The organism is Streptomyces sp. NPDC051976, from assembly GCF_040680795.1.
Classification (GTDB): domain Bacteria; phylum Actinomycetota; class Actinomycetes; order Streptomycetales; family Streptomycetaceae; genus Actinacidiphila.
This window is the reverse complement of the sequence record NZ_JBFAXL010000077.1, coordinates 1-24,544: the sequence shown is the minus strand read 5'-3', so window position 1 is coordinate 24,544 and position 24,544 is coordinate 1. Positions and strand designations below refer to the sequence as shown.

General features: G+C 70.8%; 22 protein-coding genes. 9 read left to right on the top strand and 13 right to left on the bottom strand.

Going from position 1 to position 24,544, the window contains the following annotated elements:
- Positions 1-110: 110 nt before the first annotated feature.
- The 7 genes from AB0M29_RS40530 to AB0M29_RS40500 form a co-directional block, all read right to left on the bottom strand.
- On the bottom strand, positions 111-845 hold the full coding sequence (locus tag AB0M29_RS40530) for a hypothetical protein (RefSeq protein ID WP_365391832.1): 735 nt from the start codon (positions 843-845) through the stop codon (positions 111-113).
- A gap of 242 nt (positions 846-1,087) precedes the next feature.
- On the bottom strand, positions 1,088-1,753 hold the full coding sequence (locus AB0M29_RS40525; protein WP_365391831.1) for a hypothetical protein: 666 nt from the start codon (positions 1,751-1,753) through the stop codon (positions 1,088-1,090).
- 215 nt (positions 1,754-1,968) lie between these two features.
- Positions 1,969-2,628, bottom strand: coding sequence for a hypothetical protein (locus AB0M29_RS40520; RefSeq protein WP_365391830.1), 660 nt, complete (start codon positions 2,626-2,628; stop codon positions 1,969-1,971).
- Positions 2,629-2,689: 61 nt separating this feature from the next.
- Positions 2,690-3,349 (bottom strand): hypothetical protein, encoded by a 660-nt coding sequence (locus tag AB0M29_RS40515; RefSeq protein WP_365391829.1) that lies wholly within the window; start codon positions 3,347-3,349, stop codon positions 2,690-2,692.
- 22 nt (positions 3,350-3,371) lie between these two features.
- Positions 3,372-3,824 carry a hypothetical protein gene (locus tag AB0M29_RS40510; RefSeq protein WP_365391828.1) on the bottom strand — a complete coding sequence of 151 codons (453 nt, stop codon included), beginning with the start codon at positions 3,822-3,824 and terminating at the stop codon, positions 3,372-3,374.
- 247 nt (positions 3,825-4,071) lie between these two features.
- Positions 4,072-4,749, bottom strand: a complete 678-nt coding sequence (locus tag AB0M29_RS40505; RefSeq protein ID WP_365391827.1) for a phosphatase PAP2 family protein — start codon at positions 4,747-4,749, stop codon at positions 4,072-4,074.
- Positions 4,750-4,996: 247 nt separating this feature from the next.
- Complete coding sequence (locus AB0M29_RS40500; protein WP_365391826.1) at positions 4,997-6,010, bottom strand: bifunctional lytic transglycosylase/C40 family peptidase; 1,014 nt, start codon at positions 6,008-6,010, stop codon at positions 4,997-4,999.
- A 269-nt stretch (positions 6,011-6,279) separates the two neighbouring features.
- Between AB0M29_RS40500 and AB0M29_RS40495 the strand changes: the two genes are divergently transcribed.
- The 8 genes from AB0M29_RS40495 to AB0M29_RS40460 all read left to right on the top strand — a co-directional run bounded on the left by AB0M29_RS40495 (position 6,280) and on the right by AB0M29_RS40460 (position 16,600).
- Entirely contained in the window at positions 6,280-6,588 is a 309-nt protein-coding gene (locus tag AB0M29_RS40495; RefSeq protein ID WP_093717809.1) for a hypothetical protein, read from the top strand.
- Between the two features lie 219 nt (positions 6,589-6,807).
- Entirely contained in the window at positions 6,808-7,644 is an 837-nt protein-coding gene (locus AB0M29_RS40490) for a hypothetical protein (protein WP_365391825.1), read from the top strand.
- Positions 7,634-8,977 carry a hypothetical protein gene (locus AB0M29_RS40485; RefSeq protein WP_365391824.1) on the top strand — a complete coding sequence of 448 codons (1,344 nt, stop codon included), beginning with the start codon at positions 7,634-7,636 and terminating at the stop codon, positions 8,975-8,977. The genes AB0M29_RS40490 and AB0M29_RS40485 overlap by 11 nt, the downstream gene beginning before the upstream one ends.
- On the top strand, positions 8,974-10,524 hold the full coding sequence (locus tag AB0M29_RS40480) for an SCO6880 family protein (RefSeq protein WP_365391823.1): 1,551 nt from the start codon (positions 8,974-8,976) through the stop codon (positions 10,522-10,524). The genes AB0M29_RS40485 and AB0M29_RS40480 overlap by 4 nt, the downstream gene beginning before the upstream one ends.
- Positions 10,525-10,611: 87 nt before the next feature.
- Complete coding sequence (locus tag AB0M29_RS40475) at positions 10,612-12,039, top strand: ATP-binding protein (RefSeq protein WP_365391822.1); 1,428 nt, start codon at positions 10,612-10,614, stop codon at positions 12,037-12,039.
- Position 12,040: 1 nt separating this feature from the next.
- Positions 12,041-13,747, top strand: a complete 1,707-nt coding sequence (locus AB0M29_RS40470; protein ID WP_365391821.1) for a type VI secretion protein — start codon at positions 12,041-12,043, stop codon at positions 13,745-13,747.
- 196 nt (positions 13,748-13,943) lie between these two features.
- Complete coding sequence (locus AB0M29_RS40465) at positions 13,944-15,416, top strand: hypothetical protein (RefSeq protein ID WP_365391820.1); 1,473 nt, start codon at positions 13,944-13,946, stop codon at positions 15,414-15,416.
- On the top strand, positions 15,413-16,600 hold the full coding sequence (locus tag AB0M29_RS40460) for a hypothetical protein (RefSeq protein WP_365391819.1): 1,188 nt from the start codon (positions 15,413-15,415) through the stop codon (positions 16,598-16,600). The genes AB0M29_RS40465 and AB0M29_RS40460 overlap by 4 nt, the downstream gene beginning before the upstream one ends.
- A 56-nt stretch (positions 16,601-16,656) precedes the next feature.
- Here AB0M29_RS40460 and AB0M29_RS40455 read toward each other — a convergent pair whose 3' ends face one another.
- The 4 genes from AB0M29_RS40455 to AB0M29_RS40440 form a co-directional block, all read right to left on the bottom strand.
- The gene (locus AB0M29_RS40455; RefSeq protein WP_365391818.1) at positions 16,657-17,775 is read right to left on the bottom strand and encodes a LacI family DNA-binding transcriptional regulator; all 1,119 of its coding nucleotides are present in this window, start codon (positions 17,773-17,775) and stop codon (positions 16,657-16,659) included.
- 102 nt (positions 17,776-17,877) lie between these two features.
- Positions 17,878-19,527, bottom strand: coding sequence for an extracellular solute-binding protein (locus tag AB0M29_RS40450; protein ID WP_365391817.1), 1,650 nt, complete (start codon positions 19,525-19,527; stop codon positions 17,878-17,880).
- A 35-nt stretch (positions 19,528-19,562) separates the two neighbouring features.
- Positions 19,563-20,426, bottom strand: coding sequence for a carbohydrate ABC transporter permease (locus AB0M29_RS40445; RefSeq protein ID WP_365391845.1), 864 nt, complete (start codon positions 20,424-20,426; stop codon positions 19,563-19,565).
- 68 nt (positions 20,427-20,494) lie between these two features.
- Complete coding sequence (locus AB0M29_RS40440) at positions 20,495-21,349, bottom strand: ABC transporter permease subunit (protein ID WP_365391844.1); 855 nt, start codon at positions 21,347-21,349, stop codon at positions 20,495-20,497.
- 332 nt (positions 21,350-21,681) lie between these two features.
- Here AB0M29_RS40440 and AB0M29_RS40435 point away from each other — a divergent pair, with 332 nt between their 5' ends.
- Positions 21,682-22,683 (top strand): hydroxyacid dehydrogenase, encoded by a 1,002-nt coding sequence (locus AB0M29_RS40435; protein WP_365391816.1) that lies wholly within the window; start codon positions 21,682-21,684, stop codon positions 22,681-22,683.
- An 18-nt stretch (positions 22,684-22,701) separates the two neighbouring features.
- Here AB0M29_RS40435 and AB0M29_RS40430 read toward each other — a convergent pair whose 3' ends face one another.
- Both AB0M29_RS40430 and AB0M29_RS40425 read right to left on the bottom strand, forming a co-directional pair.
- Positions 22,702-23,730 (bottom strand): sigma-70 family RNA polymerase sigma factor, encoded by a 1,029-nt coding sequence (locus tag AB0M29_RS40430; protein WP_365391815.1) that lies wholly within the window; start codon positions 23,728-23,730, stop codon positions 22,702-22,704.
- A gap of 148 nt (positions 23,731-23,878) precedes the next feature.
- Positions 23,879-24,436: a GNAT family N-acetyltransferase gene (locus AB0M29_RS40425; protein WP_365391814.1), complete on the bottom strand. Its 558-nt coding sequence runs from the start codon at positions 24,434-24,436 to the stop codon at positions 23,879-23,881.
- Positions 24,437-24,544: the final 108 nt, after the last annotated feature.

Below are 24,544 nucleotides of genomic sequence, written 5' to 3'. Positions count from 1 at the left end.
TCCCCCCGCACTTCCCCAGACGTCCACCACCCCTCCACGGCTGCCGGTTGTGGGCCGCCGCCGTCCGCCGCTACGCCTCGGGCGCCCCACTTGCGTCTGTTGCCGCTGACTCAGCGGTTGACCGTCTGGATCTCCCTGACCGTGACGTCCTGCGGGAACGCGGAGAAGCCCGCGGGCAGGGGTCTGCCCCCAGCCTGCGGCGTGGTGGTAGCTGTCCACCACACCCTCCAGGACATGTCCGCGGTGAGCGGGTACGTGCCCGCGCTCGCCTTGTTGTACGTGATGTTGCAGGACGCGCCGGCGCTGTTGAGCGACGAGCCGTCGAGCGGGTAGTCGCAGCTGCCCGGGTCCGCGTACTGGGTTCCCGCGTCGACGTGCAGGTTGGAGGGCCTCGCGGCGACCGTGGCGGCGACAACCGTGCCGTCCGGTTCCGTGAGCTGCGCGGTGACGGACACCAGCGCGTCGGCCCGCTGGAAGCTGACGTACGTCGGCAGGTTGACCTTCTGGTTCTCCGGCACCGGGCTCAGCTTCACGCCCTTGGTCGGCAACGTCAGCTGCCCGTACGCCGCGTCGGCAAGCATCTTCGGTGTGATCCGGCCCGCGGGCGGGTTGCCCGGATCCCGCCAGAAGTAGCCCTGGTCATACGGGCAGAGGTTGTTGGGATTGTTCAACTGGCTGTCGTCCCAGGTGAGCACCCACCAACTACCGTCCTTGCCCTGGTTGTAGTGGTAGGCGTCCATCTTGTTGTTCTCGTTGTTGTAGAACTCGTAGGTGGTGCCCGACCCCTCCTTACCAGCCGCGAAGAACCGTCGGTTGATCTCCGCCTTCATCTGCTCAGGCGTCATGCTCGTGTACCAGCACACAGGAGGCATGAAGCCCGCGTCCGAGGACTTCACCGGCTGGGCCCCGTCGCCACTCCCGGTCCCGCGATGGGTGTAGTTCACGTGCACCTGATAGGTCGTCCCGTCACCGGTGGCGCCGGTACCTCCGTCAGTCTTTCCGTTGCCTGCCGACGCCGAGGTGATCCCGGCAGTGAGCATCGCGGCGCAGGCCAAGGCAACGGTCCCGCCGCGAACGATTCGGGTGATTACGCGACCTGGCACTGTTTCGCCCCCTGAACCCAGCTGTGGTTGAAGACGGTCCACTCACCCGAGGAGCTCTTGGTCATGAGCAGCGTCCACGAACGGAAGTCCGAGAGCGACGGCTTCGTGACGGTGACCTTCCCGGTCTTGGAGTCCTTGGCGTAAGCCTTCCGCTGATCCTCGCAGTACTGCACCGAGACGTTCCCGCCCTGAATCGTCTTCACGACAGGCTTGTAGTACGGGTAGGCGCCTGTGATGACGCTGCCGCCCTTGCCCTGGGCAATGATCGAGTCCGCGAAAGCCGCACCGCGCTCGCCCGTCCAGAACCGCTTGAAGTTCGGCGTCTCCTTGGCGTAGACCTTCGCCTCGAACTCCAGAATCGACAGAGCCGCGTACTTGGCGTCGGTCAGAATCGCCTGCTTCTTGGGGTCACTGCTCTCAAAGCCCTTGAAGTCCGTGGTGATACCCGACGGCAGGTCGAACTTAGGGGCGCCGGGCCCCGCCGCCTGAGTCGGAGACCCGGTTGTGGTCGGTGTGGACGTTGCCGTCGTGCTCGTAGCCGACGACTGAATCTTGTCCGAGCTGTCCGAACCGCCTCCGCCGCAGGCGGTCAGCAGGAGCGCCGTGGACGCCGCGAGCGCGACAGCGGCGGGAAGGGTAGTGCGCGTCACGTTGGAATCCCCCGTGGGCTAGCCAGATCCAGTCAGTGCTTGTGTAGCCAATGAGACTACCGGTGGGAGCCATGTGGCTGCAGGTGCTCCCCCCGCACTTCCCCAGACGTCCACCACCCCTCCACGGTTGCCGATCACGCACCAAAGGTGGCAGGGGCATGACTGAACAGGCCCGGGGGCAGGCCACCGCTCGCACTGGCCCGTTCCGATCCGGTTCAGGCCACCTGACAGTTCCTCGCCCCTTGATGCCACGTGTAGTTCGCGACCTGCCAGCCACCCGCGGAGTTCCTGGACATCACCAGCGACCAGGAACGGAAGTCCGACAGTGACGGGGTCGTCACCCTCACCCTTCCCGTCCTGGCGTCCTTGGCGTATGCCTTGCGCTGGTCTTCGCAGTACGAAACGACCTGGGCGCCCTGAGCATTCGGCGTCACGCGCGGGGAGTAGTAGCGATAGGTGCCGGTGATCACCTTTCCTTGACGCCCCCGCGCGATGATCGTGTCCGCATACGTGGCACCGGACAGACCCGTCCAGTACCGCTTGAAGTTGGCGGTCTCTGTGGCGTGCACTGTCGCTTCCGCTTCCAACAGCGCGGTAATGGCGTAACCGGCGTCCCGCATGACGTCCTTGTCCTTGCCGCCCCCCGCGTCGAACCCCGCGAACTCGATCCTCACATCCGGGGGCAGGTCGAACGTCGGGGCTCCCGGCTCCGCGGAACGGGTCGAAGTTGCCGACGTCGTCGGCGTACCAGGTGTACCGATCGCCGACGATTGAGCCCTGTCCGGGCTGTCCGAACTGCCTCCGCCGCAGCCGGTCAACAGCAACGCCGTCGACGCCGCGAACACGACAGCGGCAGGAAGGGTAGTGCGGGTCACGTTGGGGTCCCCCATGGGATAGCCAGAATTCAGACGGTGCGTGCGGCCGACGAGACGCAGTTCACCGCTTGCACTGGGTGGCCTTCTCTATGACCACGACGTGCGATGCCTGCCATACGCCCTTGGAAGACGCGTCCTTGACGTAGAGGACGTTGTACAGGACGAAGTCGCTGTCGCTCGGTGTCGTGAGGTGGACCTTTCCGGTCGCCACGTTCTTGCTGTAGGCCTTCGTCTGATCGCGGCAGTAGGTCAGGGTCGCGGAGCCGGGCCGCGGAAGGGTGACCTTCGCCCGGTAGTAGTGGTCGACACCGGTCGGTGCCCAACCGCCGTCGATGTTCGCCGTGATCTGGGCGTGCGCGTACGTCAGACCCTGGTCGCGCGAGTAGAACTGGTACGCCGGGTCCTTGAGGTCGTGCGAGGCGGCGGCCCGGTTGTAGGCGCGGACGTATTGCGCCGCGTCGGCGAACACCGCGTCCTTCGTCGGATCGCCGGTCTTCGGCCAGTCGAAGACCAGCTTCAGGTCCTTGGGCAGCGCCGTCGAAGGCCGCTCGGCGCCCGCCTGCGTCGACGATGGCGTCGGGTTGGACGACGCGGACGGCTTACCGCCGGCCGATGGCTGGATGTGGTCTGCGGTGTCGGAGCCGCCTCCGCCGCAGGCGGTCAGCAGCAACAGCACCGACGCCGTAACGGCGCCGGCGATCGGCACGGACGTGCGGTTCACGATCTGATCCCCCGTGGAACTCTCAGACGCGGCATTGCGCCGCGCCCACGATGACGGTGATCTGCGACGACTGCCACACCCCGTGAGAGGCAGCGTCCTTCACCAGGAGCAGGTGGTACGAGACGAAGCTGTCCTTGGTCGGCGCGGTGCGGAGCACCTTCCCCGTCTTCACCTTCTTGCTGAAGACCTTGCTCTCGTCCCGGCAGAAGGACAGGGTCGCCGACCCGGCCCGTGCGACGCTCACCTTCGCCGCGTAATAGCGGTCATCCCCCGTCGGCGCGTAGCCGCCGTCGATGTTCGCCTCGATCTGGTCATGCGCGTACGTGAGGGCGTCGTCGCGCGAATAGAACTGATACGCGGGGTCGCGGAGACTCTCCTCGGCACTCGCCCGCTTCAACGCCCGCATGTACTGCTCACCGTCGGAGAGCACCGCGTCCTTGGTCGCGTCACCCGTCCTCGGCCATTCGAAGGCCATCGTCAGATCCTTCGGCAATGCCGTCGACGGGCGAGGGGCTCCATGGCTGACCGGCGCGGGCGCCGCGGAGGGGCTACTCGTCCGCGACGGCTGGGACGGCGGGGAGGACTGGGACGGTGCGGGCGGGGACGAGAGGGTCGAACCGCCCCCGCCGCAGGCGGTCAGCAGGAGGAGCCCCGAGGCGAGGCCAAGGGCGGCGGCAGGCCGTGGAAGGCCGTGCGTGAGGTTGCTCCGGAGTGATGGCACGTCAGGCCGCGAGGTCCTTGTCGGCGGCGCTGTGGCGGAAGGGGGTGGGGCGGGGAGGGTGGTGGGGGGTGCGGATCAGGGGGGCGGCGCGAGTGTGGGTGAGGGTGGTGGCCAGGGAGGTGAGGAGGGCCAGGGCCAGGGGGGCCAGGAGGAGGGCCGTGGCGGCGCCCAGGGCGAAGCCGCCGATGACGTCGGTGGGGTACTGGACACCCAGGTAGACGCGGCTGAAGCCCTCGGCGAGGGCGAGCACTATGGCCAGAACGCCCACCTTGCGGCTGACCATGAAGAGGCCGACCGCCATCGCCGCGGTCAGCGCGGCGTGGGCGCTGACGAAGGCGTAGCCGGTCGTGCCGTGCACCAGGACGTCGATGCCGTCGTGCTCGACGAAGGGCCGGGGACGCTGGACGAGCGCGCGGATCGGGAGGTTGAGCAGCAGGGCGATACCGGCCGCGAGGCCCGACCAGAGGACTCCGGCGACGGCGGCGGGGGCGTCCGGGGAGCGGCGGGCCACCCGCCACCAGCAGACACCGGCCAGCAGCAGCATGAGGGCGACGAGACCGTACTCCCCCATGAACTCCACCGCCCGGTCGACGCCGCGAGGCGCCTGCTTGGCGAAGTCGTTGATGTCGTGGAGCAGGCTGATGTCGGGGTTGGCGGTGTCGTTAGCGACCTCTGCCATAGCGTGGTGCCCCTTACCTAGCAACTAACTGACCGTGCGTCCGCGGCTCGGCTCGTCTGCAACCCCCGTCGCTTGCGTCCCTCGCCATTCTCTCCCGTACAACGGCCGACACGGTACGTAGCGTTCCTGTCTTCGCCAGAAGATCACCTGCCCGTTATCCAAGGGTGACCAGGCAGGACGATCCACCGCCGGTCTCAGGCCAGAGCCTCACCGGACGGAGCCGAAGAGGCCGAAAGCCGAAAGGGCGTCAGGCCGCCGACGGTGTCGGCAGCGCCTGCGCCCCGTCCCGGGTGACACGGGTCGCCCCGATGTAGTCGGCCTCGTCGATCGGGTCGAAGCGGATGACCGCCCCCGTGTGCGGCGCGTCGATCATGTAGCCGCCGCCGACGTAGATCCCGACGTGGTGGATCGAGCGCGGGTCGGTCAGATCGGTGGCGAAGAAGACCAGGTCCCCGGGGAGGAGTTCGGAGCGGGCCGGGTGCGGCCCCGCGTTCCACTGGTCGTTGGCCACCCGCGGCAGCTCGATGCCCACCGAGTGGTACGACGCCTGCGTCAGCCCCGAGCAGTCGAAGCGGCCGCCCTCGTCCGCCGTCCCGGTGCCGCCCCACAGATACTTCGTACCGAGCTGCTGCTGCGCGTAGTAGATGGCCGCGGCCGCCTGCTGCGACGGCGCCACCCGCCCGACCGGCGCGGCGAAGCTCTTCTCCAGCGTGCGGATGATCTTCACGTAGTTCCGCGTCTCGCTGTACGGCGGCACACCGCCGGCCTTTATCACCGCGTACGCACCGGCGTTGTACGACGCGAGCATGTTGTCCGTGTTGTCGCCGGGCACGTCCTTCACGTACGACGCCAGCTCGCAGTCGTACGAGGCCGCCGACGGGATCGCGTCCTCGGGGTCCCAGACGTCGGCCTTCCCGTCGCCGTTCCCGTCGATGCCGTGGGTGGCCCAGGTGCCCGGGATGAACTGCGCGATGCCCTGCGCCGCGGCCGGACTCTGCGCCCGGGCGTTCCAGCCGCTCTCCTGGTAGAGCTGGGCGGCCAGCAGCGCCGGGTTCAGCGCCGGGCACAGATTGCCCCACTTCTGCACGATGGGCTGGTATATGGCGGGAACCGCCCCCTTCGCCAGCGTCACCGCCCCGCCGCCCGCGCCGCCCTTCGCCAGCCCGGCGGCCGCCGAGTACGTGCCGACCACCAGCAGCGCGAGAAACGAAAAGCACAGGCCGCAGCCGATGATGACGGTGAGCCAGACCTTCCGCGCCACGGCGTCCTGCCTTCCTCTCGCCGCCGTCTGTGTCCGTATGTTCCTATCGTTGCCCTACGGTGATGCTCGTGATACACAGAGTAGTCGTCCGCGTCCCATCGAACACCGGTCCGTGCACCAGTTTGGCGGCTTCGACCAGGATCACACGGACGATCCGCCGAGAAAGTCGTTGAGTCGACATGCAACAGCGTCATCCTCGGCCAAGATAGATCCTGGCACCCTTGCGCCCCGGCGAGGGAGCCAACTGATCGAGCGGGGTGGTGAGTTACATGTTCGTGGCAGCCGCAAAGGGCGACATCAACACCATCATCGGTGGCATCGCCCCAGACTGGGGACCATTCGGGTCCCTCGGGAACGAAGCACGTGTGATGATCGAAGTGGTCATGGCGGTGGCGATCCTGCTGTGCCTGGCCATCGCGATCTGGGGCGCGGCCAAGCAGAGGATCGGTGCGACGGCACTGCGCGACACCTTCAGCGCGGAGCAGGGCAAGGGGTTGATCATCGCCGGGCTGACCGGCGTGTTCATCATCGGTTCACTCGGCACGCTGTTCACCATCGTCTACGGGATGGCCGTCTAGCCGGTTCCCCGGTAGGCCGTGCCGGCCCGGGCAGGTCCCGTCGGCCCGGCCCGTCAGGTCCGCCGCCCCGGCGGCTCGTCCCCCTATGTCCCGGAGCCCGTCCCAGGCTCACCTCCCATCCTGAGGCTGCATGCTGATGCCCACTCAACCAAGCAGCGGTGCCGTCCGCGCCACGCGGCGGTCCGGCGTGCCCACGGTGCCCGAGGGGGCGACCGCGCGATGAGCCTCGGCCAGGACGGACCCCCGACCCGTACCCGATTCCCCGAGGGCCACGGCACCCACGGCGGGGCCACCCGCCGCGCCCAGCCGCGCCGCGCCCTCGTGACCGTGGTGAGCATCATCGTGCTGCTCATCGCCGCGCTCGCCTTCGCCAACCGCGGCTCCCACCACTCCGCCGCCGGGTCCGGCGACAACGCCCCCTCCACCACCGCCGGTTCCTCCGGCTCCCACGGCGGCTCCTCCGCCGCCACCGCCCCCACCGGCGAGAAGCCGGTCACCGGCAAGTCCGCCGCGGGCATCCCCAGCGGCTTCGCGCACACCGAGCAGGGTGCGCAGTCGGCGGCGGCGAACTACGCCGTGGCGCTGGGAGGTGACGGGATGTTCGACGCGAACCGGCGGCACCAGATCGTCGGCGCCGTCTACGCGCCGAGCGCGACCGCCAAGGTCCAGGGCGACCTGGACAAGGCCTACGCCGACACGGCGTTCCTGCAGCGAATCGGCCTCAAGGCCAACGGCACGGCGCCGACGGGCATGACCTTCATCTCCCGGGTGAACCCGGTCGGCGCCAAGACAGTGAAGTTCGCGGGGGACTCGGCCACCGTGAGCGTCTGGTACTCGTCGCTGTTCGGCCTGGCGGGCGAGGGCTCCACCAATCCCGTCTCCGAGAGCTGGTACACGAACACGTTCGACATGACGTGGTCCGGCAACGACTGGAAGATCACCTCCTTCCAGCAGAAGGACGGCCCCGCCCCCGTAGGGCGTGACCAGGCCGCGGCCTCGGCTCAGGACATGACCGACGCAGTGAGCGGGTTCGGAGGCTTCACCTATGCCCGGTAGTCGACGCGTCCTCACCCTGGCCGGCGCGCTGAGCAGCGTGCAGATCGCCGCGGTCCTCTTCGCGGGCCGCGCGCTGGCGGCGCCCTCTCCCACCCCGACGGGGAAGCCGGGCAGCGACCCGTGCGCCCTCATCCGAGGCCCCGCCAAGGACTACTGCACCAAAGGCGACCCCTCCGCCCCCGCCAAAGGCACCAACCCCACCGATTCGCTCGACCCGCTCACCTCGCTGGGGCGCGGCTGCGCCGACGCGGCGGCGTGGACGATCGACAAGCTGTCGGCGGCGGTGACGAAGACGACGGAGGTGGACTTCACCAATACGGCGTTCTTGCGGCAGTACGCGGTGGTGTTCGCGGCGTCGACGATTCTGACGCTGATCCTGTGGCTGCTGGCGGTGGCGAAGCGGGCGGTGCGCGGGGTGCCGTTGACGGAGGCGCTGACGGAGGCGGTCGGGTTCCTGTGGCTGACGGTGCTGGCGTCGGCGTTCACGCCGCTGGTGCTGTACACCGTGGTGTCGGCGACGGACGCGGTGACGAACGTGATCTCGTCGGGGACGGACTCGAACACGAATGTGTTCTTCGGGTCGTTCTCGGGGGCGCTGACGAAGGGCAAGGACATCGGCGGCGGCCCGATCATGCTGATCGTGGTGTCGTTGGTGTCGGTGCTGGCCGCCGGGGTGCTGTGGCTGGAGCTGGTGATCAGGGCGGCGCTGCTGTACGTGGGGGCGCTGCTGGGTACGGCGGTGTACGCCGGACTGGTGGACAAGAACATGTGGCATCACGTCCGCCGGTGGGCAGGGATCATGATCGCGGTGATCCTGGTGAAACCCGTGATCGTGATCGTTCTGGGGCTCGCCGGGGCGCTGTCCGCGTCGGACAACGGTCCTGACGCGTTCTCAGCGGTGGTGTCGGGCCTGGCGATCATCCTGCTGGCGATCTTCGCCAGCTTCATGATCTACCGGTTCGTGCCGGGATTCGGTGACGACGTGGTGAATCTGCGCAACGGCAGGAAGGCCAGCGGCCAGAGCCAGGCCGCGGCGGTGATCTCGTCGCCCGCCGCGCTGGTGCGGCAGGGCATCAACACGCACAGCGCCCGCGGCGGCGCCCAGGAGCAGGCCCAGGGCGGCGGCGCGCAGCCGTCGAACCCGGTGGCGGGCGGGGTCGCCGCGCACAGCAGCCGTACCGGCAACCCCGGCCCCTCGGGCGGCGGCGGTACGGGCACCGGCGGCAGCGGTGGTGGAAGCGCCACCCGGGGCAACGGCGGTGGCCGCGGCTTCGGCTCGAACTTCGGCTCAGGATCGACCAACGGCAATTCGCAGGGAGGTGATCGCCGGTGACGACCCAGCCCTTCGCCCAGCCGCGCCGTACGTATCTGATCGGCAAGGCACGGCCCAACGCGATCGTGGGCAAGAACCGGGAGACCGGGGAGATCGCGCTGATCGTGGCCGGTGCCGGTCTCGGCATGCTGTGCGGTCTGCTGGTCCCGGTGCTGCTGCTGCGCATCGTCGGCCTGGTCGGCTGGCCGCTGCTGGCACTGGCCGCGGTGTACATGCCGTACCGGAGGCGTACGTTCTACCGCTGGTTCGAGATCAACCGCACCTTCCGCCGTACGCTCCGCGTCTCCCCCACCTACCGGTCGGGCATCGAGGAGGCCGGGATAGGGCTGGACGGGCGCGAGGTCGAGGTCGGGCCGCCGCCGGGGATCGGGCGGATCACCTGGCTGTCGGCGCCGTTCGGACCCGACGAGATCGCCGTGCTGCTGCATGTGGACCGGCGTACGGTGACGGCCGCCATCGAGATCGAGGGGCCCGGCGTGGGCCTGCGGGACAGCGAGGACCAGGAGGCGCTGGTCGAGCGGTTCGGCACCCTGCTGAAGCATGTGGCCAACGGCGACGGCTTCGTGACGCGGCTGCAGATGCTGGCGCGCACGCTGCCCGCCGACCCCGACGCGCACGCCAAGGACGTGGCGCTGCGCGGCGACCCGGCGGCCGAGTCCTGGCTCAAGGAGTCCTACGACCAGCTCCAGTCGATGGTGTCGACGTCGTCGGAGCAGCACCGCGCCTACCTGGTGGCGTGCATGCACTTCACCCGGGAGCTGTCGGCCGAGGGCAACGCGCTGGCGCGCGCCACCGGCGGTGGCGGCCGCGGCGGCAAGCTGGACCGCGACGCGGGTCTGGCCGCCGTGATGGCCCGTGAGCTCAACGACATCTGCGCCCGGTTGGCGGAGGCCGACATCCGGGTGCGGCAGCCGCTGGGGCAGGCCCGGCTGTCCAGCCTGGTGCACTCGATGTACGACCCCGACCACCCCATCGACCACATCCAGGCGATGACCAAGCGCAACGCGTGGCCCGCCGAGCTGGACGCCACCGAGCCGACGTATCTGCAGGCCAAGACCCGCGAGTCGTCGACCCGGGCGCCCTGGCACCACTCCACGGCGTGGGTCAAGGAGTGGCCGATGACGCCGGTGGGCGTGAACTTCCTGGCCCCGCTGCTCGTTCACACCCCGGACGTGATCCGTACGGTCGCGGTCTGCATGGACCTGGAGCCCACCGATGTGGCCATCGAGCGGATGCTGACGGAGAAGACCAACGACGACGCGGACGCCAGCCGCGCCGCGAAGATGAACCGGGTGGTCGACCCGCGCGACGTGGCGCACCACGGGCGGATCGACCAGCGCGGCGAGGACCTGGCCAGTGGCGCCGCGGGCGTCAACCTGGTCGGCTACATCACGGTCTCTTCGCGCTCCCCGGAAGCGCTGGCGCGCGACAAGCGCACCATCCGCGCTTCCGCCGGTAAGTCGTATTTGAAGCTCGAATGGTGCGATCGTGAGCACCACAGGGCATTCGTCAATACGTTGCCCTTCGCGACGGGCATCCGCCGCTGAGACCCGCACGGCCGACACGACCCGCGCAACCCGCACGACCGCTCCACCGTCAGACCGTCAGACCGCTCGAACGAGGAGGCCACCGCGATGCCCATGCTGGACCCTCTGGCGGCGATGACGGACGCGTTCACCAGCTTCCTGTTCGGGCGGGTGGAGTCGACCAGACTGCCGGTACGCACCTCCACCGGCCAGGCGCAGGCCGTCTATCTGCCGACCGCCGCGCCCGGTCTCGGCGACTCCGGTGTGATCATCGGCCGTGAGGTGTACTCGGGCAAGGGCTACATCTACGACCCCTTCCAGCTCTACGGCCAGCAGCTGCCCGCCCCGCACTGGCTGGTGCTCGGCGAGTCCGGCAACGGCAAGTCGGCGCTGGAGAAGACCTACGTGCTGCGCCAGCTCCGGTTCCGCGACCGGCAGGTCGTGGTGCTCGACGCGCAGGGCGAGGACGGCGTCGGCGAGTGGAACCTGATCGCGAAGGCGCTCGGCTTCACCCCGATCCGGCTCGACCCGATGGCGGCGCTCGACGGCGGCATCAAGCTCAACCCGCTGGACCCGGCGATCACCCTCACCGGCCAGCTCGCGCTGCTCCGTACGATCATCGAGGTCGCCATGGGGCGCGGGCTCGACGAGCGGTCCGGCTTCGCGCTGAAGGTGGCGCACGCGTACGTGATCGACACGATCACCGACCGGCAGCCGATCCTCACCGACATCGTGGAGCGGCTGCGGCACCCGATGGCGGACTCGGCCGAGGCGATGAACGTCGACATCGACGACGTACGCGCCTGGGGCCTGGACGTGGCGCTGGTGCTCGACCGCCTCGTCGACGGCGACCTGCGCGGGATGTTCGACGGGCCGACGACCGTCGGGATCGACCTGGACGCGCCGCTGATCGTCTTCGACCTGTCGCACATCGACCGCAACTCGATCGCGATGCCGATCCTGATGGCAATCGTCGGCGTCTGGCTGGAGCACACCTGGATCCGCCCCGACCGGAGGAAACGCATCTTCCTGGTCGAGGAGGCATGGCACATCATCAACAGCCCGTTCGTGGCGCAGCTCTTCCAGCGGCTGCTGAAGTTCGGCCGCCGGCTCGGCCTGTCCTTCGTCGCGGTCGTCCACCACCTGTCCGACGTCGTGGACGGCGCGGCGGCCAAGGAGGCCGCCGCGATCCTCAAGATGGCCTCCACCCGGACGATCTACGCCCAGAAGGCCGACGAGGCGCGGGCCACCGGGCGGGTGCTGGGGCTGCCGCGCTGGGCGGTGGAGATCATCCCGACGCTCACCCCCGGTATCGCGGTCTGGGACGTCAACGGCAATGTGCAGGTGGTCAAGCATCTGATCACCGAGGCCGAGCGGCCGCTGGTCTTCACCGACCGCGCGATGACCGAGACGTCGCAGGAGCAGGCCGCCGAGGTGGCGGCGGAGGCAGAGGCCGAGGCGGAGGCACGGGCCAAGGCGCACGCCGAGGCCCAGGTGGCCCTGCGCAAGCAGTTGGCCGACGACGCGGTGGCATGAGATGGCGCGGAAGAAGGAGCCCTCCGGCGGTCTGCCGGACGGCCTGATCGTCGGCTTCATCGCCTTCCTGCTGGGCGTGACGCTGCTGTTCTGGACGGCGACCGGGATCGCGGGGGTGCTCGCGCACGGCGGCTGGCCGGGCGACGCGCACTTCACCAAGACCCCGCAGGCGATGCGGCATCTGGTCTCCGAGCCGCACGACATCCCCGCCGCCTGGCCGGGCGCGCCGGTCGGCGAGCTGCCGGGCTCCGGGCTGTTCTGGGGCATCTTCATCAGCCAGTTCATGGTGCTGTTCGTGCTGACGGTCTTCGTGCTGAACGCGGTGGCCCGTACCAGGGCCCGGCTCCGCTCGCCCCGCCAGGCCCCGCCCGCGGCCCCGGTCGAGCCCGCGCCGGTGCCCGCGCCGCGCCGCCGCCGCGGCACCGCGGTGACACCGTCGGGGACGGGCGCGCCGGGGGCCAAGTCGGTGTCGGACGACGGCCTGGACGCGTGGTTCCGCTCGGTGCCGGGTGCGCCGGGTGCCGCGCAGGACGCGCCGACCACCCAGCTGCCGCCGCTCGACGCCGAAAGGCGGCCGGCGGCGACCCTCGCGGCGGGCGCGCCGGGTGTGCCCGGGGCGGCCGGGGCGGCCTCCCTGGACGGCTCCGCGAGCCGGACGGACCCGCTGGTCGCCGCGCTCCCCGGCGGCGAGGTCACCCGCACCTACGCGCTGTTCGCGGGGCCGCGCGGCGACAAGGCCAAGCGGATCGTGCAGCCGGCCGTCCTGGCCGCCGCGGGCCCGGTCGTGGTGACCACCGCCGACCCGGAGACGTACCAGCAGACCGTCGGCAACCGCGCCAAGCTCGGCCCCGTCCACGTCTACGACCCCGCGCATCTGCTGGACGTCCCCGGGCGGCTGCGCTGGGCCCCGCACGGAGGTTGCGAGCAGCCCGCGACGGCCGGGATACAGGCGGCGGCGCTGCTGGCCCCGCTGCGCCCCTCCCGTGCCGACGAGGCGATCGTCCACGACACCGCCGTGACCCTGCTGCGCTGCTGGCTGCACGCCGCCGCCGTGGACGGCCTGCCCTTCCGCCAGGTGCACCGCTGGGCGGCGGGCGGCGCGGCGGCGGGCGAGGCCGTACGGATCCTGCGGACCGACACCGGCGCCGCCTCCGGCTGGAGCGGCGAGCTGGAGTCGGTGCTGCACGCGCATCCCGAACGGCGGGACGCGGCCCAGGCGTTGATCCGCAAGACGCTGGAGCCGTTGAACTCCGTTCACATCCGCGACGCCTGCAATCCCACGCGTATCGGCGGGCTCGACATGGAGTCATTCGTCGCCGAACGGGGAACGCTGTACGTGGTGGGTGAGCGGATCGAGGATCCGCGGACCCATCTGGGTGCGATGCCCCTGCTCACCGCACTCGTCTCCAGCGTGGTCGAGCACGGCCGGCGCATGGCCGCAATGTCATCCGCCGGTCGGCTCGACCCACCACTGACCTTCGTCCTCGACGACGTCGCCGCGCTGGCCCCACTCCCCGCCCTGCCCGAGCTGCTGGCCACGGGCGAGTCCGACGGCCTGCCCACCCTGGCGGTGCTGCGCTCCCCCGAACAGGCCCTCGCCCGCTGGCAGTCACCGCTGTGGCAGCAGGCCACGCTGCGGCTGGCCCTGGGCGAGAACACCGCCGCCTCGCTGCCGCCCGCGGTCCCCGACGCCATCCGCCTGGACTGAGCCCCTCCAGAGCCGAGACCCCGCGCGTCTGAGCACCTGACCGGAAAACCCCAGGAGCGAGCGCCGTCCGCCCTGTTACGGTGCGCGTGCCGACCGCGGGACTCCGTCGCGACTTCCGGAACCTGCCTGTAAAGCAATGATTCGCAGCTCGCGCCCTCACTCCCCGGTCGGCACCCTCCCCGGGAAGGAGCCCGCAATGCCGCAGCCGACGCCGAGGCGACCGCCGCAGGCGCCGCCCGCCGAGGGCCACATCACCGCCGAGGACGTCCTGCTCTTCGCCAACGCCGCCACCACCTCCACCGGGCAGCGCGAGTTCCACAGCGACGACGGCGCCCAGACGCTGTCACTGGACTTCCTGCACGCGTACATGCTCGGCAACTACCGGGAGCTGTACGCCGCGACGCTCGCGCTCGACATCAACGACCACAACGCGGCGCTGATCGTCCGCCACCTCCTGGAGACCGCGGCGGAGGCGACGGCGGAGCAGCGCGCGGCCGAGGGGCGGCTGATCGCCCGGCGGCTGACGCGGATGCCGCCGCAGCGGGTGTACGCGCTGTTCACCGCGCTGCGCCGGGCGAAGGTCAACAACCGCCGCACCCGGGCCATCATGCGCGACTGGCTCGCGGCCCGCCCCGACCCCGCCTTCGACGCCGTGAAGTACCGCAGCGGCCTCAAGCGGGCGCTGCGCCATGCCCATCTGCCGGCCGCCACGCAGGAGTTGGGCCCCTTCCTCTTCTCGGCGCACGGCGGCCGGCGCTTCGCGACACCGCTGCTGGAGACCTGGCGCCGGGCGCACTACGAGCAGGCGGCGGTCTACGAGCTGCCGTTCACCGTCGCCGAGGGCTTCGCGGCCCGGCACGGCATCGACCGCGGCGCGTTCCTGGAGCGGATCGCGCCGCGGATGACGCGCCTGGAGCGGCTGCGCCTCCAGGAGTCGGCCGCCGCGCTCGGCGCCGGGTCCGTCCGCACCGACCTGAAGCGGATGCCGCTCACCCGCCTCGCCTCGTACGTCCTGGGCCTGTCGCTCGACGAACGCGCCGCCCGCCGCCCCGAGTTGACCGCCGCGCTGCGCGCTGCCGCGAACCGGGGTGCGGGACCGCAGGCGCGGAGCTGGGGCCGGGTCACCGCCGTCCTCGACGACAGCTTCTCGGCGTACGGCTCCGGCCAGAAGCGCCGCCGCCCGCTGGCGGTGGCGCTGGCCGCGCACCACCTGCTGGGCGCCCTGGCGGAGGAGGGCGGGTACACGGCCCTGTGGACCTCGGGCCGCACGGACGCGCTGCTGGCGTTCCCGTACGGCGCCACACCGCTGGGCGAGCGGGTGCTCGACGCGCTGGAGACCTCGCCCGACCTGCTGCTGATCGTCTCCGACGGCTGGGACAACGCGCCGCCGGGACTGGCCGCCGAGGTGCTGCGGGTGTGGCGCGAACGGCTCGACCCCGAGGGCCGGGTGACGGTGGTGCACCTCAACCCGGTGTACGACGCGGAGGTGTTCGACGTGCGGCGGCTGTCGCCCGCCGTCCCCACCGCGGGTATCCGCGACGCCGAGGACCTGCCGTCCCTCGTCGGCCTGGCCCGCTTCGCCACCGGCCGCACCGGCCTGCCGGAGCTGCGCGCCCACCTCGACGCGCGTACCGCGGCCTTCCTCGCGTCCCCGGAGGACACCCGATGACCACCGACCGCCCGGCCGCGGCGTTCCGCCTGGACCTCGCCGGACTCGACACCCGGCCCGCCCAGGTGTGGGGCGGGGTGCGCCTGGTGCCGCTGGTCCGCGCCGCGCCCCTGGAGGGCCTGCGGCTGCATCCGGTGCTGTACGGGGACGGCCTCGGCGTGGTGACCGTGCGCCCGCGTACCGCCTATGTGTCGTACATCCCGCACGGGTTCGTCGCCGAGTGGGGCGCGGACGCCGGACAGCCGGGCCCCGCGGCGGCGTACGGCACCCAGCTGCACGCCACCGAACCGGGCGCCGACCGCCGCCCCGGGGGCCCTGTCACGGCGATGCCGCTGCGCACGCACCGGCGGTTGGTGCGCCGCGGGGCCAAGCGGCGACTGCGCTTCCTGCCACTGCACCTGGCGCTCGAGGGCTACCTCTCCCTGCACTTCGGCGGCCCCACCATCGCCTGGGAGGAGTGGTCGCGGCGTGCCGTGCGCAACGGCCTGTCGCCGCGCGTGGAGGAGGCGTACAGCGGGGCGACGGTGCGCGGACTGGCGGACGCGCTGCGGGTGTTCGAGATCCACCCGGGCCAGTGCGGGGTGCTGGTCTACACGGCCGACGCACTCGCCGCGGCCTTCGTCGTCCCGCACCCGGACGACTACCGGGCCCTGCACCCGACGCTGGTCCAGGACCTGTACGGCGAACTCGTCTACCAGTACGCCTTGTTGCACGCCGCCGTACCGGACTTCGTGCCGCGGATCGGCCCGGTGGACTCGCTGGCGGAGCTGCGTACCGCCGTCGCCGCCGAGCAGCGCGCCTGGGCGCGCTTCCACGACGGGACGATGGCCGCGGGCCTGCTGGAGCCGGCGTACACCGCGCAGAAGGTGTACCAGGCGGGCGAGTTCACGCTCTCCCGCTTCCTGCCCGCCTTCCGGCCGCGCGAGGAGAACCACATCGGCGAGACCGTCACCGCGCCCGACGGACGGATCGCGTATCTGAAGACCTTCCGGCTCTCCGAGGCGCAGATCCGCCGCGGCCACCTGCTGTCGCGGCTGGCCGCCCACGACTGGCACCTGGGCGCGACCGCCGCCGAACTGAACCTCACCGAAGCGCAGTTGGGGCTTCGCCTGGAGTCGGCGGGCTTCGGCGCGCTGCTCCGCCAGGACGTCCTGGACGGCTACCGGGCGCGGCAGCGGCACTGACCCGGGCGGCGGCGGGTCACCGCTCGTCCGGCACGGTCACCGCTCGTCCGGCACCGTCACCGCTCGTCCGCGCCCAGCCGCCGTACCGACTCGCGCAGCACGATGTGCGTGCCCAGCATGTGCCGGGTCTGCCCGGTGTCGCGGGCGGCGCCCGGGGTGGTGGCCTCCTCGCCCAGCGCCAGCCTGACCGCGGCCCGCCCGAGTTCGTAGGAGGGGATGTTGACGGTGGTCAGCGGCGGGTTGAGGTCCTGGGCGACGGCGTCGTTGTTGTAGCCGACGACCGAGATGTCCTCGGGGGTGCGCAGCCCCCACTCGCGCATCGCGGCCATCGCGCCCGCCGCGACCAGGTCGTCACCGGCGAAGACGGCCGTGAAGTCCGGCTTGCCCTGGCACCGCGCCAGCAGGTCCCGCATGGAGGTGTAGCCGTGGGTGCGGCCGAGGCCGACGCCCGCGATCCGCTGGTGCTCGGGGCCGAGGCCGTGGTCGGCCAGCGCCCGCCGGTAGCCGCTGACCCGCGGCTCGACGGTGCTGTGGCCCGGCATCGTGCCGAGGTACAGGATGCGCCGGTGCCCCGCGGACAGCAGATGGCTGACCACGGCGTACGCCCCCGCCTCGTTGTCGTACTCGACCACCAGCACCGGCATGTCGGGGCGCGGCGCGGGCCGCCCGCACAGCACCAGCCGGGAGCCGGCGGCGGCCAGGCCGTGCGCGTACTCCGTCAGCCGCGCCTGGTACGGCTCGTCCTCGACGGCGCCGCCGACCAGGATGACGATCTCGGCGCGCTGCTCCCGCATCATCTGCACCAGCGCCAGCTCGCGCGCCTCGTCGCCGCCGTGGCTGCACACCATGCACAGCCTGCCGCGCGCCGCCGCCTCCTGCTCGACGCCCTGGGCGACGGCGGCGTAGAAGTAGCTGTCGACGTTCATCATGATCACGGCCACCGTCTTGGGGCCGGTCCCGGCCAGCGCGCGGGCGCGGCCGTCGATGACGTAGTCGAGGTCCTTCACGGCCCGCAGCACCTTCGCGCGCGCGGCTGCCGATGTCGGGTAGTTCCCGGCCAGCACCCGCGAGACGGTGGCGACCGACACGCCCGCCCGGTCGGCGACATCACGGATGGTGACGCGGCGGGCGGCGCTCTGCGCGCCCGGCCCCGGCTCTGGTGCTGTCTCCGCCATCCCCGCCATCCGATTGGTTGCGACCCCTCGCTGCCGCCCAGACTAGTCGTGCCAGTCCGGGCGGCAGCGGGGTACGGGTCGGTGGACCGGGCCGAGGCCCGGTCAGTGGTTGGTCGCGTAGTCCTTGGCGTACTCCTCCGCTATCTGGTCCAGTCCCTGCGCACGCATCTTCTTGACCGTCTCGTCCCAGGCGCTGAGCGGCTTGCGGCCCGCCACGATCGACCCGATGGTGTCCGTCCTGAGGGTCTCGATCGCCGCGCCGACCCGGGTGCTGGTCTCGGACTGGCGGCCGAACCTGGGATTGCGCACCAGCATCGGCGCGACCTTCGTCTGCCAGGCGTGATTGCGCTTGACCGCGTCCGGCTGGCCCGGCAGGTACAGCACCTGCGGCGCGTCGCACAGGTACTTGATCGGCAGGTTCACGGTGTTCTCCACCTGCCCCAGCGCGGTCGGGATCGGCGAGCCCTGCCCGTCCCGGGTGAAGTGCGTGCCCTCGATCCCGAAGTGCGTCAGCTCGTACTCCTTGGTGCCGAACGGCGCCGCCAGGTATTCCAGCACCCGCAGGATCAGCTTGATCCGGTCCGGCGTGGCCTTCTTCAGCACGGTGTACCCGAAGATGCCGCGCGCCCGGTCCATCCCGGGCTTGGCGCCGTTCGACGGGGTGTACGGGACGGCCGCGTCGAGCACGAAGGCGCCCTTGATGCTGGGGACGCTGGTGGTCAGCGCGCCGAAGCCGTCGGGCATCGAGGCGACGGTGCCGTTGTAGAAGTACGTCTTGCAGTCGACCGTCGAGGTGCCGAGCACATTGGGCTCGTACAGTCCGGCCTGCCGCAGCTTGACCATGAACTCCAGGCCCGCCCGGTACTCATCGGTGGTGTACGCGCTGACGAACGCCCCCGCGTCCAGCTTCCACTCCTGCGGCGCGCCGAACGCCAGCGGGTGCACGTCGGCGCCGAACAGCGCCGGCTGCGACGAGCCGAGCCCGTACTTCTTGCCGTGGGTGGCCGCCTTCGCCACGGCCAGGAAGTCGTCCGCGGTCCAGCCGTCCTTCATCCCGGCCGCGGTGAAGACGTCGTTGTTGATCCACAGGCAGTTGCCGGGCGCCGAGCGCTGCACGGGGACGCCGTAGATCTTCCCGGCGATCCGGCCCATGTCCTGCCAGGCGTACGTGGGCAGGTTCGCCAGGTTCGGGTACGCCTTGATCGCGTCGCCCGCCACGTACGACGACAGGTCGGCGCACTTGGCCGCCACGAACTCCGCCTCGCGGGGCAGGGTGTGGCCGCCGCCGAGGTTGATCACGTCCGGCAGGTCGTTGCCCGCCATCATGGTGGCCATCTTGGTCATGTAGTCGGAGTCCGGCACGACCGTGAACTCGATGTTCACCCCCAGCGCCTCGTTGACCGCCGCCCAGAACTTGTTCTGCGAGGCCGACTTGGGCGGGGTGCCGTACGAGATCGTCATGACCTTGATCGTCTGGCCGCTGCCCGGCTTGTCGTGGACCGCGCTCACCAGGTTCTTCGGATACGACAGATAGCCCGGCTGGATGCCGTCCGCCGTGCCGGGCAGATCGGCCGCGGGACCGGCGAAGGGGACGTACGCGGGCCACGGGGTGAGCGACTTCCCCGCGTTGCTCACATCGTGCTTGGTGCCGGAGGACGAACAGGCGGCGAGGACGGACGGGGCGGCCAGGGCGGCGCCACCTGCGGCGATCGAGCGCAGCAGGGTACGCCGCGAGAACGACGAGGTACTCACGGTGGTCCCTTTCGGTTCGGGGGGAGAGTGTCGGCTCAGCTCTTGATGGCGCCGGTGAGCACGCCCTTGGTGAAGTACTTCTGCAGGAAGGGGTAGACGGCGAGGATCGGCACGGTGGCCACCACCAGCACCGCCATCTGGATCGTCTGCGGGGCGGCCACCGCGCTCGCGTCGCCCGCGCTGGAGTCGGCCAGCTGTGCGCCGCCGATCACATAAGTGCGCAGCACCTGCTGCAGCGGCCAGTGGTCCGCGTCGAGGTAGATCGAGGCGTAGAACCAGGCGTTCCAGTACGAGACCGCGTAGAACAGCCCGACGACCGCCAGCGCCGCCTTGGACAGCGGCAGCACGATCTTGCGCAGCATCAGCCACTCGCTCGCGCCGTCCAGCCGGGCCGCCTCGTACAGTTCCTCGGGCACCGACTGGAAGAAGCCGCGCAGCACCACGAGGTTGAAGACGTTGATCAGGAAGGGGGCGATCAGCGAGGAGTAGCTGTCCAGCATGTTGAGCCCCTTGACCAGCAGGAAGCCGGGGATCATGCCGGGCGGGAAGAGGAAGGTGAATAGGATCAGCAGCAGGATCGGCTTCCCGCCGAAGACGTCCTTGCGGCTGAGCGCGTACGCCAGGCCGATCGTGCAGGCCAGGCTGGCGGCGGTGCCGGCCAGCGTGACGCCGGCGCTCACCCACAGCGCGTGGGTGACGATGCCGCCGTCGAACAGCTCGCGGTAGGCGCGCAGCGTCGGGTGCGCGGGCCACAGCACCCAGCCGCCGTTGTCGACCACGTCCTTGTTGTCGGCGAAGCTCGTCGAGACGATGATCAGGAACGGGACGGTGACCAGCAGGACGACGGCGGTCAGCGCCACCGCCTTGGCGGCCTGGGTGACCGGCCGCGGCTTCTCCATCCAGGCCGGACGGGCGGGGCGAGATTGCCTGTGCGGCGCAGCCTTTGTGCGGCGCAGCGAGATTGTGCTCATCGGTAGACCCCCTGCTCGCCGAGTCGGTGCGCGACCTTGTTCGCGGCGAAGACCAGCAGGGCGCCCACGACGCCCTTGAACAGACCGGCCGCGGCGGCGTAGCCGAAGTCGCCGCCGACGATGCCCTTGTAGTAGACGAAGGTGTCGATGATCTCGGCCGCCTCCGGGCCGACCGAGGTGCGCTGCAGCAGCATCTGCTCGAAGCCGACGGACAGGATGTCGCCGAGCCGCATGATCAGCAGCAGCACGATGATCGGCCGCATCGACGGCAGCGTGATGTGCCAGAACCGCCGCCACGGACCCGCCCCGTCGATCGCGGCGGCCTCGTACTGCTGCTCGTCGACCTGGGAGAGCGCGGCCAGGAAGATGATCGTGCCCCAGCCGCAGTCCTTCCAGATCACCTGCGCCACCACCAGCGGCTTGAACGCGGTGGGGTTGCCGATGATGTTCACGGTGTGCAGGTGCGCGTCGCCCAGGACGTTGTTCAGCAGTCCGGTCTGCCCGAGCACCTGCTGGAAGACCGCGACCACGATCACCCAGGACAGGAAGTGCGGCAGATACGCCACCGACTGCACGAAGCGGCGGGTGGTGTCCCTGGTCAGGCTGTGCAGCAGCATCGCCAGCCCGATCGGCACGGGGAAGAAGAAGACGAGCTGCAGCAGCGCTATCCACAGGGTGTTGAAGACCGCGTGCCAGAAGTCGGGGTCGGCGAACATCGCCTGGAAGTTCGCCAGGCCCACCCACTGGCTGGCCCACAGCCCGTCGAAGGGCACGTAGTCCTTGAACGCGATGACGTTCCCCGCCATCGCGCCGTAGTGGAAGACCAGGAAGTACGCCACGCCGGGCACCATCAGCAGCACCAGGACGGCGTCCCTGCGCAGCCGTCGGCGGCGCGTGCCACGCACCGGCCGTACGGGTGGTTCGGACGCGCCCGGCACTCCCTCGCGGTGGGTGGCGTCCCGTTCGGCAATCGCCATCGCGTCCTCCTTGACGCTTGAGGTGGGACGGAACCTAAACCGGTTACTACGACAGGTCAACCCCCTCTGCACCGGAAGACGTTGACCTACGGTGGCTACGGGCATAATCTCCGTGCATCAAGAAGTAACCGATTACACGCACGATCGCAGTTCAGATCACCCGCGGCCCTCCCGGAGGACCCGCGGCCCGTCCCGGAGGAGCAGACATGGCGGAGCGTCCGAAGCTGGTGCTGGCGATGCGGCCCGACATCCTCGATCTGGTGCTCCCGGCCCCGCTGCGCGCCCGCCTCGACCAGCTCACCGCCGTCCACCCCCGGCTCGTCACCGAGGTCGGCTCGGCCGACTCCGCCGCCGCGCTCGCCGACGCGGAACTCCTCCTCACCGGCTGGGGCAGCCCGGCCGTCGACAGCGCCGTCCTGGCCCTCGCCCCCCACCTCGGCGCCGTCATCCACGCCGCGGGCACCGTGAAGGGCCATGTACGCCCCGAGGTCTGGCAACGCGGCATCGCCGTCTCCTCCGCCGCCGACGCCAACGCGGGCCCCGTCATCGACTTCACCATGGCCACCGTCGTCCTCGCGGCCCGCCGCACCCTGGGCGCCGCCGCCGACTACCACCACGGCAAGCTGCCCACCTACGGCGACCGGCGCGGCGCCGACGGAGCCGTCGTCGGCGTCATCGGCGCCTCCCGGATCGGCCGCGGCGTCATCGCCCGACTGCGGGCCGCTCCCGCCGGCTTCCGCGTGCTGCTCGCCGACCCCTACGTGACCCCCGCCGACGCCGCGGGCCTCGGCGCCGAACTGGTCGACCTGGACGAGCTGTGCCGCGCCAGCGACATCGTCACCGTCCACGCCCCCGACCTGCCCGAGACCCACCACCTGCTCGACGCCCGCCGCCTGGGCCTGCTGCGCGACGGCGCCGCCCTCATCAACACCGCCCGCGGCCGGCTCCTCGACACCGAGGCGCTCACCCGTGAATGCGCCACCGGCCGTATCGACGCCTACCTCGACGTCACGGAACCCGAACCGCTCCCCCACGGCCACCGCCTGCACAGCCTGCGCAACGTCCTGCTCACCCCGCACATCGCCGGCTGCCAGGGCACCGAGGTCCAGCGCCTGGGCGCCTACGCCCTGGACGAGATCGCCCGCTGGATCCACGGCGAGCCGCTGCTCGGCCGCGTCCACGCCGACGACCTGGCCCGCATCGCGTGAACTCCCCCGCCCGGGCAGTCAGTTGCGCAGCGTCCGCGGCAGACCGAACGCCGCCAGCAGCGCGTTGTCCGTGAACCTGGTCATCGCCGAGACCCGGTCGCCGGAGAGGGTGAGCAGCAGCAGGCCGTGCGCGTGCAGGATCGGCGTGCGCGGATCGCGCAGGTAACACCCGAACGCGGGCTGCCCGTTGGCACGCGTCGGCACCATCAGGAAGCGGCGCCCGTCGCGCATCGCGACCGCCTCCAGGAAGTGCCCGATCGCCGCGAGCCCCTGGTACTCCAGCAGAAGCGGCGGCATCGTCAGCCACGCGTCGTCGGTCAGCAGCGCCAGGATCGCCGGGATGTCACCACTCTCGAACGCGCGCGAGAACACCTCGACGACATGCCGCTCCCGCGCCGACCCGGGCAGCGGCGCCCCCTCCCGGCTCGGCGTCCCGTCCGCGGCGAGGGTCGCCCGCGCCCGCCGCAGCGCGCTGTGCACGGCGGTCTCGGTGGACTCCAGCATCTCCGCCACCTCAGCCGCCCGAAAGCCCAGCACATCGCGCAGCACCAGTACGGCCCGCTGCCGCGGCGCAAGATGCTGCAGGGCGACCATGAACGCCAGCGACACCGCCTCCCGGCTCTCGTACCGCGCCTCAGGGCCCGGCGCCCGGTCGGGCAGATCGGCCAACAGCACATCCGGATACGGCTCCAGCCAGCTCGGATCGCTGCGGCGGGTCGGCTCTGGCAACGTGACCTCCAACCGGTACGCGGGCTGCTCGGCCGGCCGGCGGGCACCGTCGCGCAGCGCGTTCAGACAGCGGTTGGTGGCGATCCGGTACAGCCAGGTCCGCAGGCTGGACCGCCCCTCGAACCCCTCCAGGCCGCGCCAGGCGGCCAGCAGCGTCTCCTGCAGCAGATCCTCCGCGTCGTGCGCCGAGCCGAGAATCCGGTAGCAGTGCACCTGCAGCTCCTGCCGGTACCCCTCGGTGAGCTGCCGGAACGCCTCACCGTCCCCGCTCCTGGCCCGCGCCAGCGCCGCCTGCGTCTCCGCCTCACCGACCACCATCGCGCCGCCTCCTCACCCGATCCGCGCCGACATCAGTGACATCAGTTATGACACCGATGGCGTCCGAAATCCGTCGGTGATCCGCGCACGAATTGGGGGCACGGATTCCGGCGGGAGTACGTGGGCCTGCGGAACTGCGGCCCCCGGCTCAGGTCCGGGTCAGCACCATCTCGTACTCGGTCAGCGACGGATCCCGCCGGTACGCCACCGCCTCGCCGGTCCGCGTGAACCCGAACCTCCGGTAGAACGCCTCGGCTCGGGCGTTGTCCTGATGGACCCACAGATAGACGCGGTCGGCACGGTCCCAGACCCATGCGATGGCGGCCGCGAACAACTTCTCCGCCAGGCCGGTGCCGCGCGCTTCCGGCCGCAGATACACGGCGTTGATCGACAGGTAGTCGGGGCGCTCGACGACGACCGCGAGCATCCCCACCCACTCGACGTCGTCCTGACTGTCCTGGCTGTCACGGACAGCATGGCTGTCACGACCGCTACGGCGGCTGCTACCGGTGCTGCTGACGGCGACGAACTGCTGGGCGCCGGCCCCTGACGCCCGCTGCTGCCACGCCTCGTCGCTGAGTACGGACTCCTCGGCGTAGCTCCGCTCGAACGCCACCGCGCTGACCGGGTCGAGCAGCGCGGCAAGGCGCAACTCCTTGCTCTTCCGCCACTCGCCGGGCTCCACCAGCCGTATGTCGTACCGCATGACACGACGGTACAACGCGAAAAAGCTCGGGTCCCCCGAATAAATCCGGGGGACCCGAGCTACAAAAATTGTTCGGCGGCGTCCTACTCTCCCACAGGGTCCCCCCTG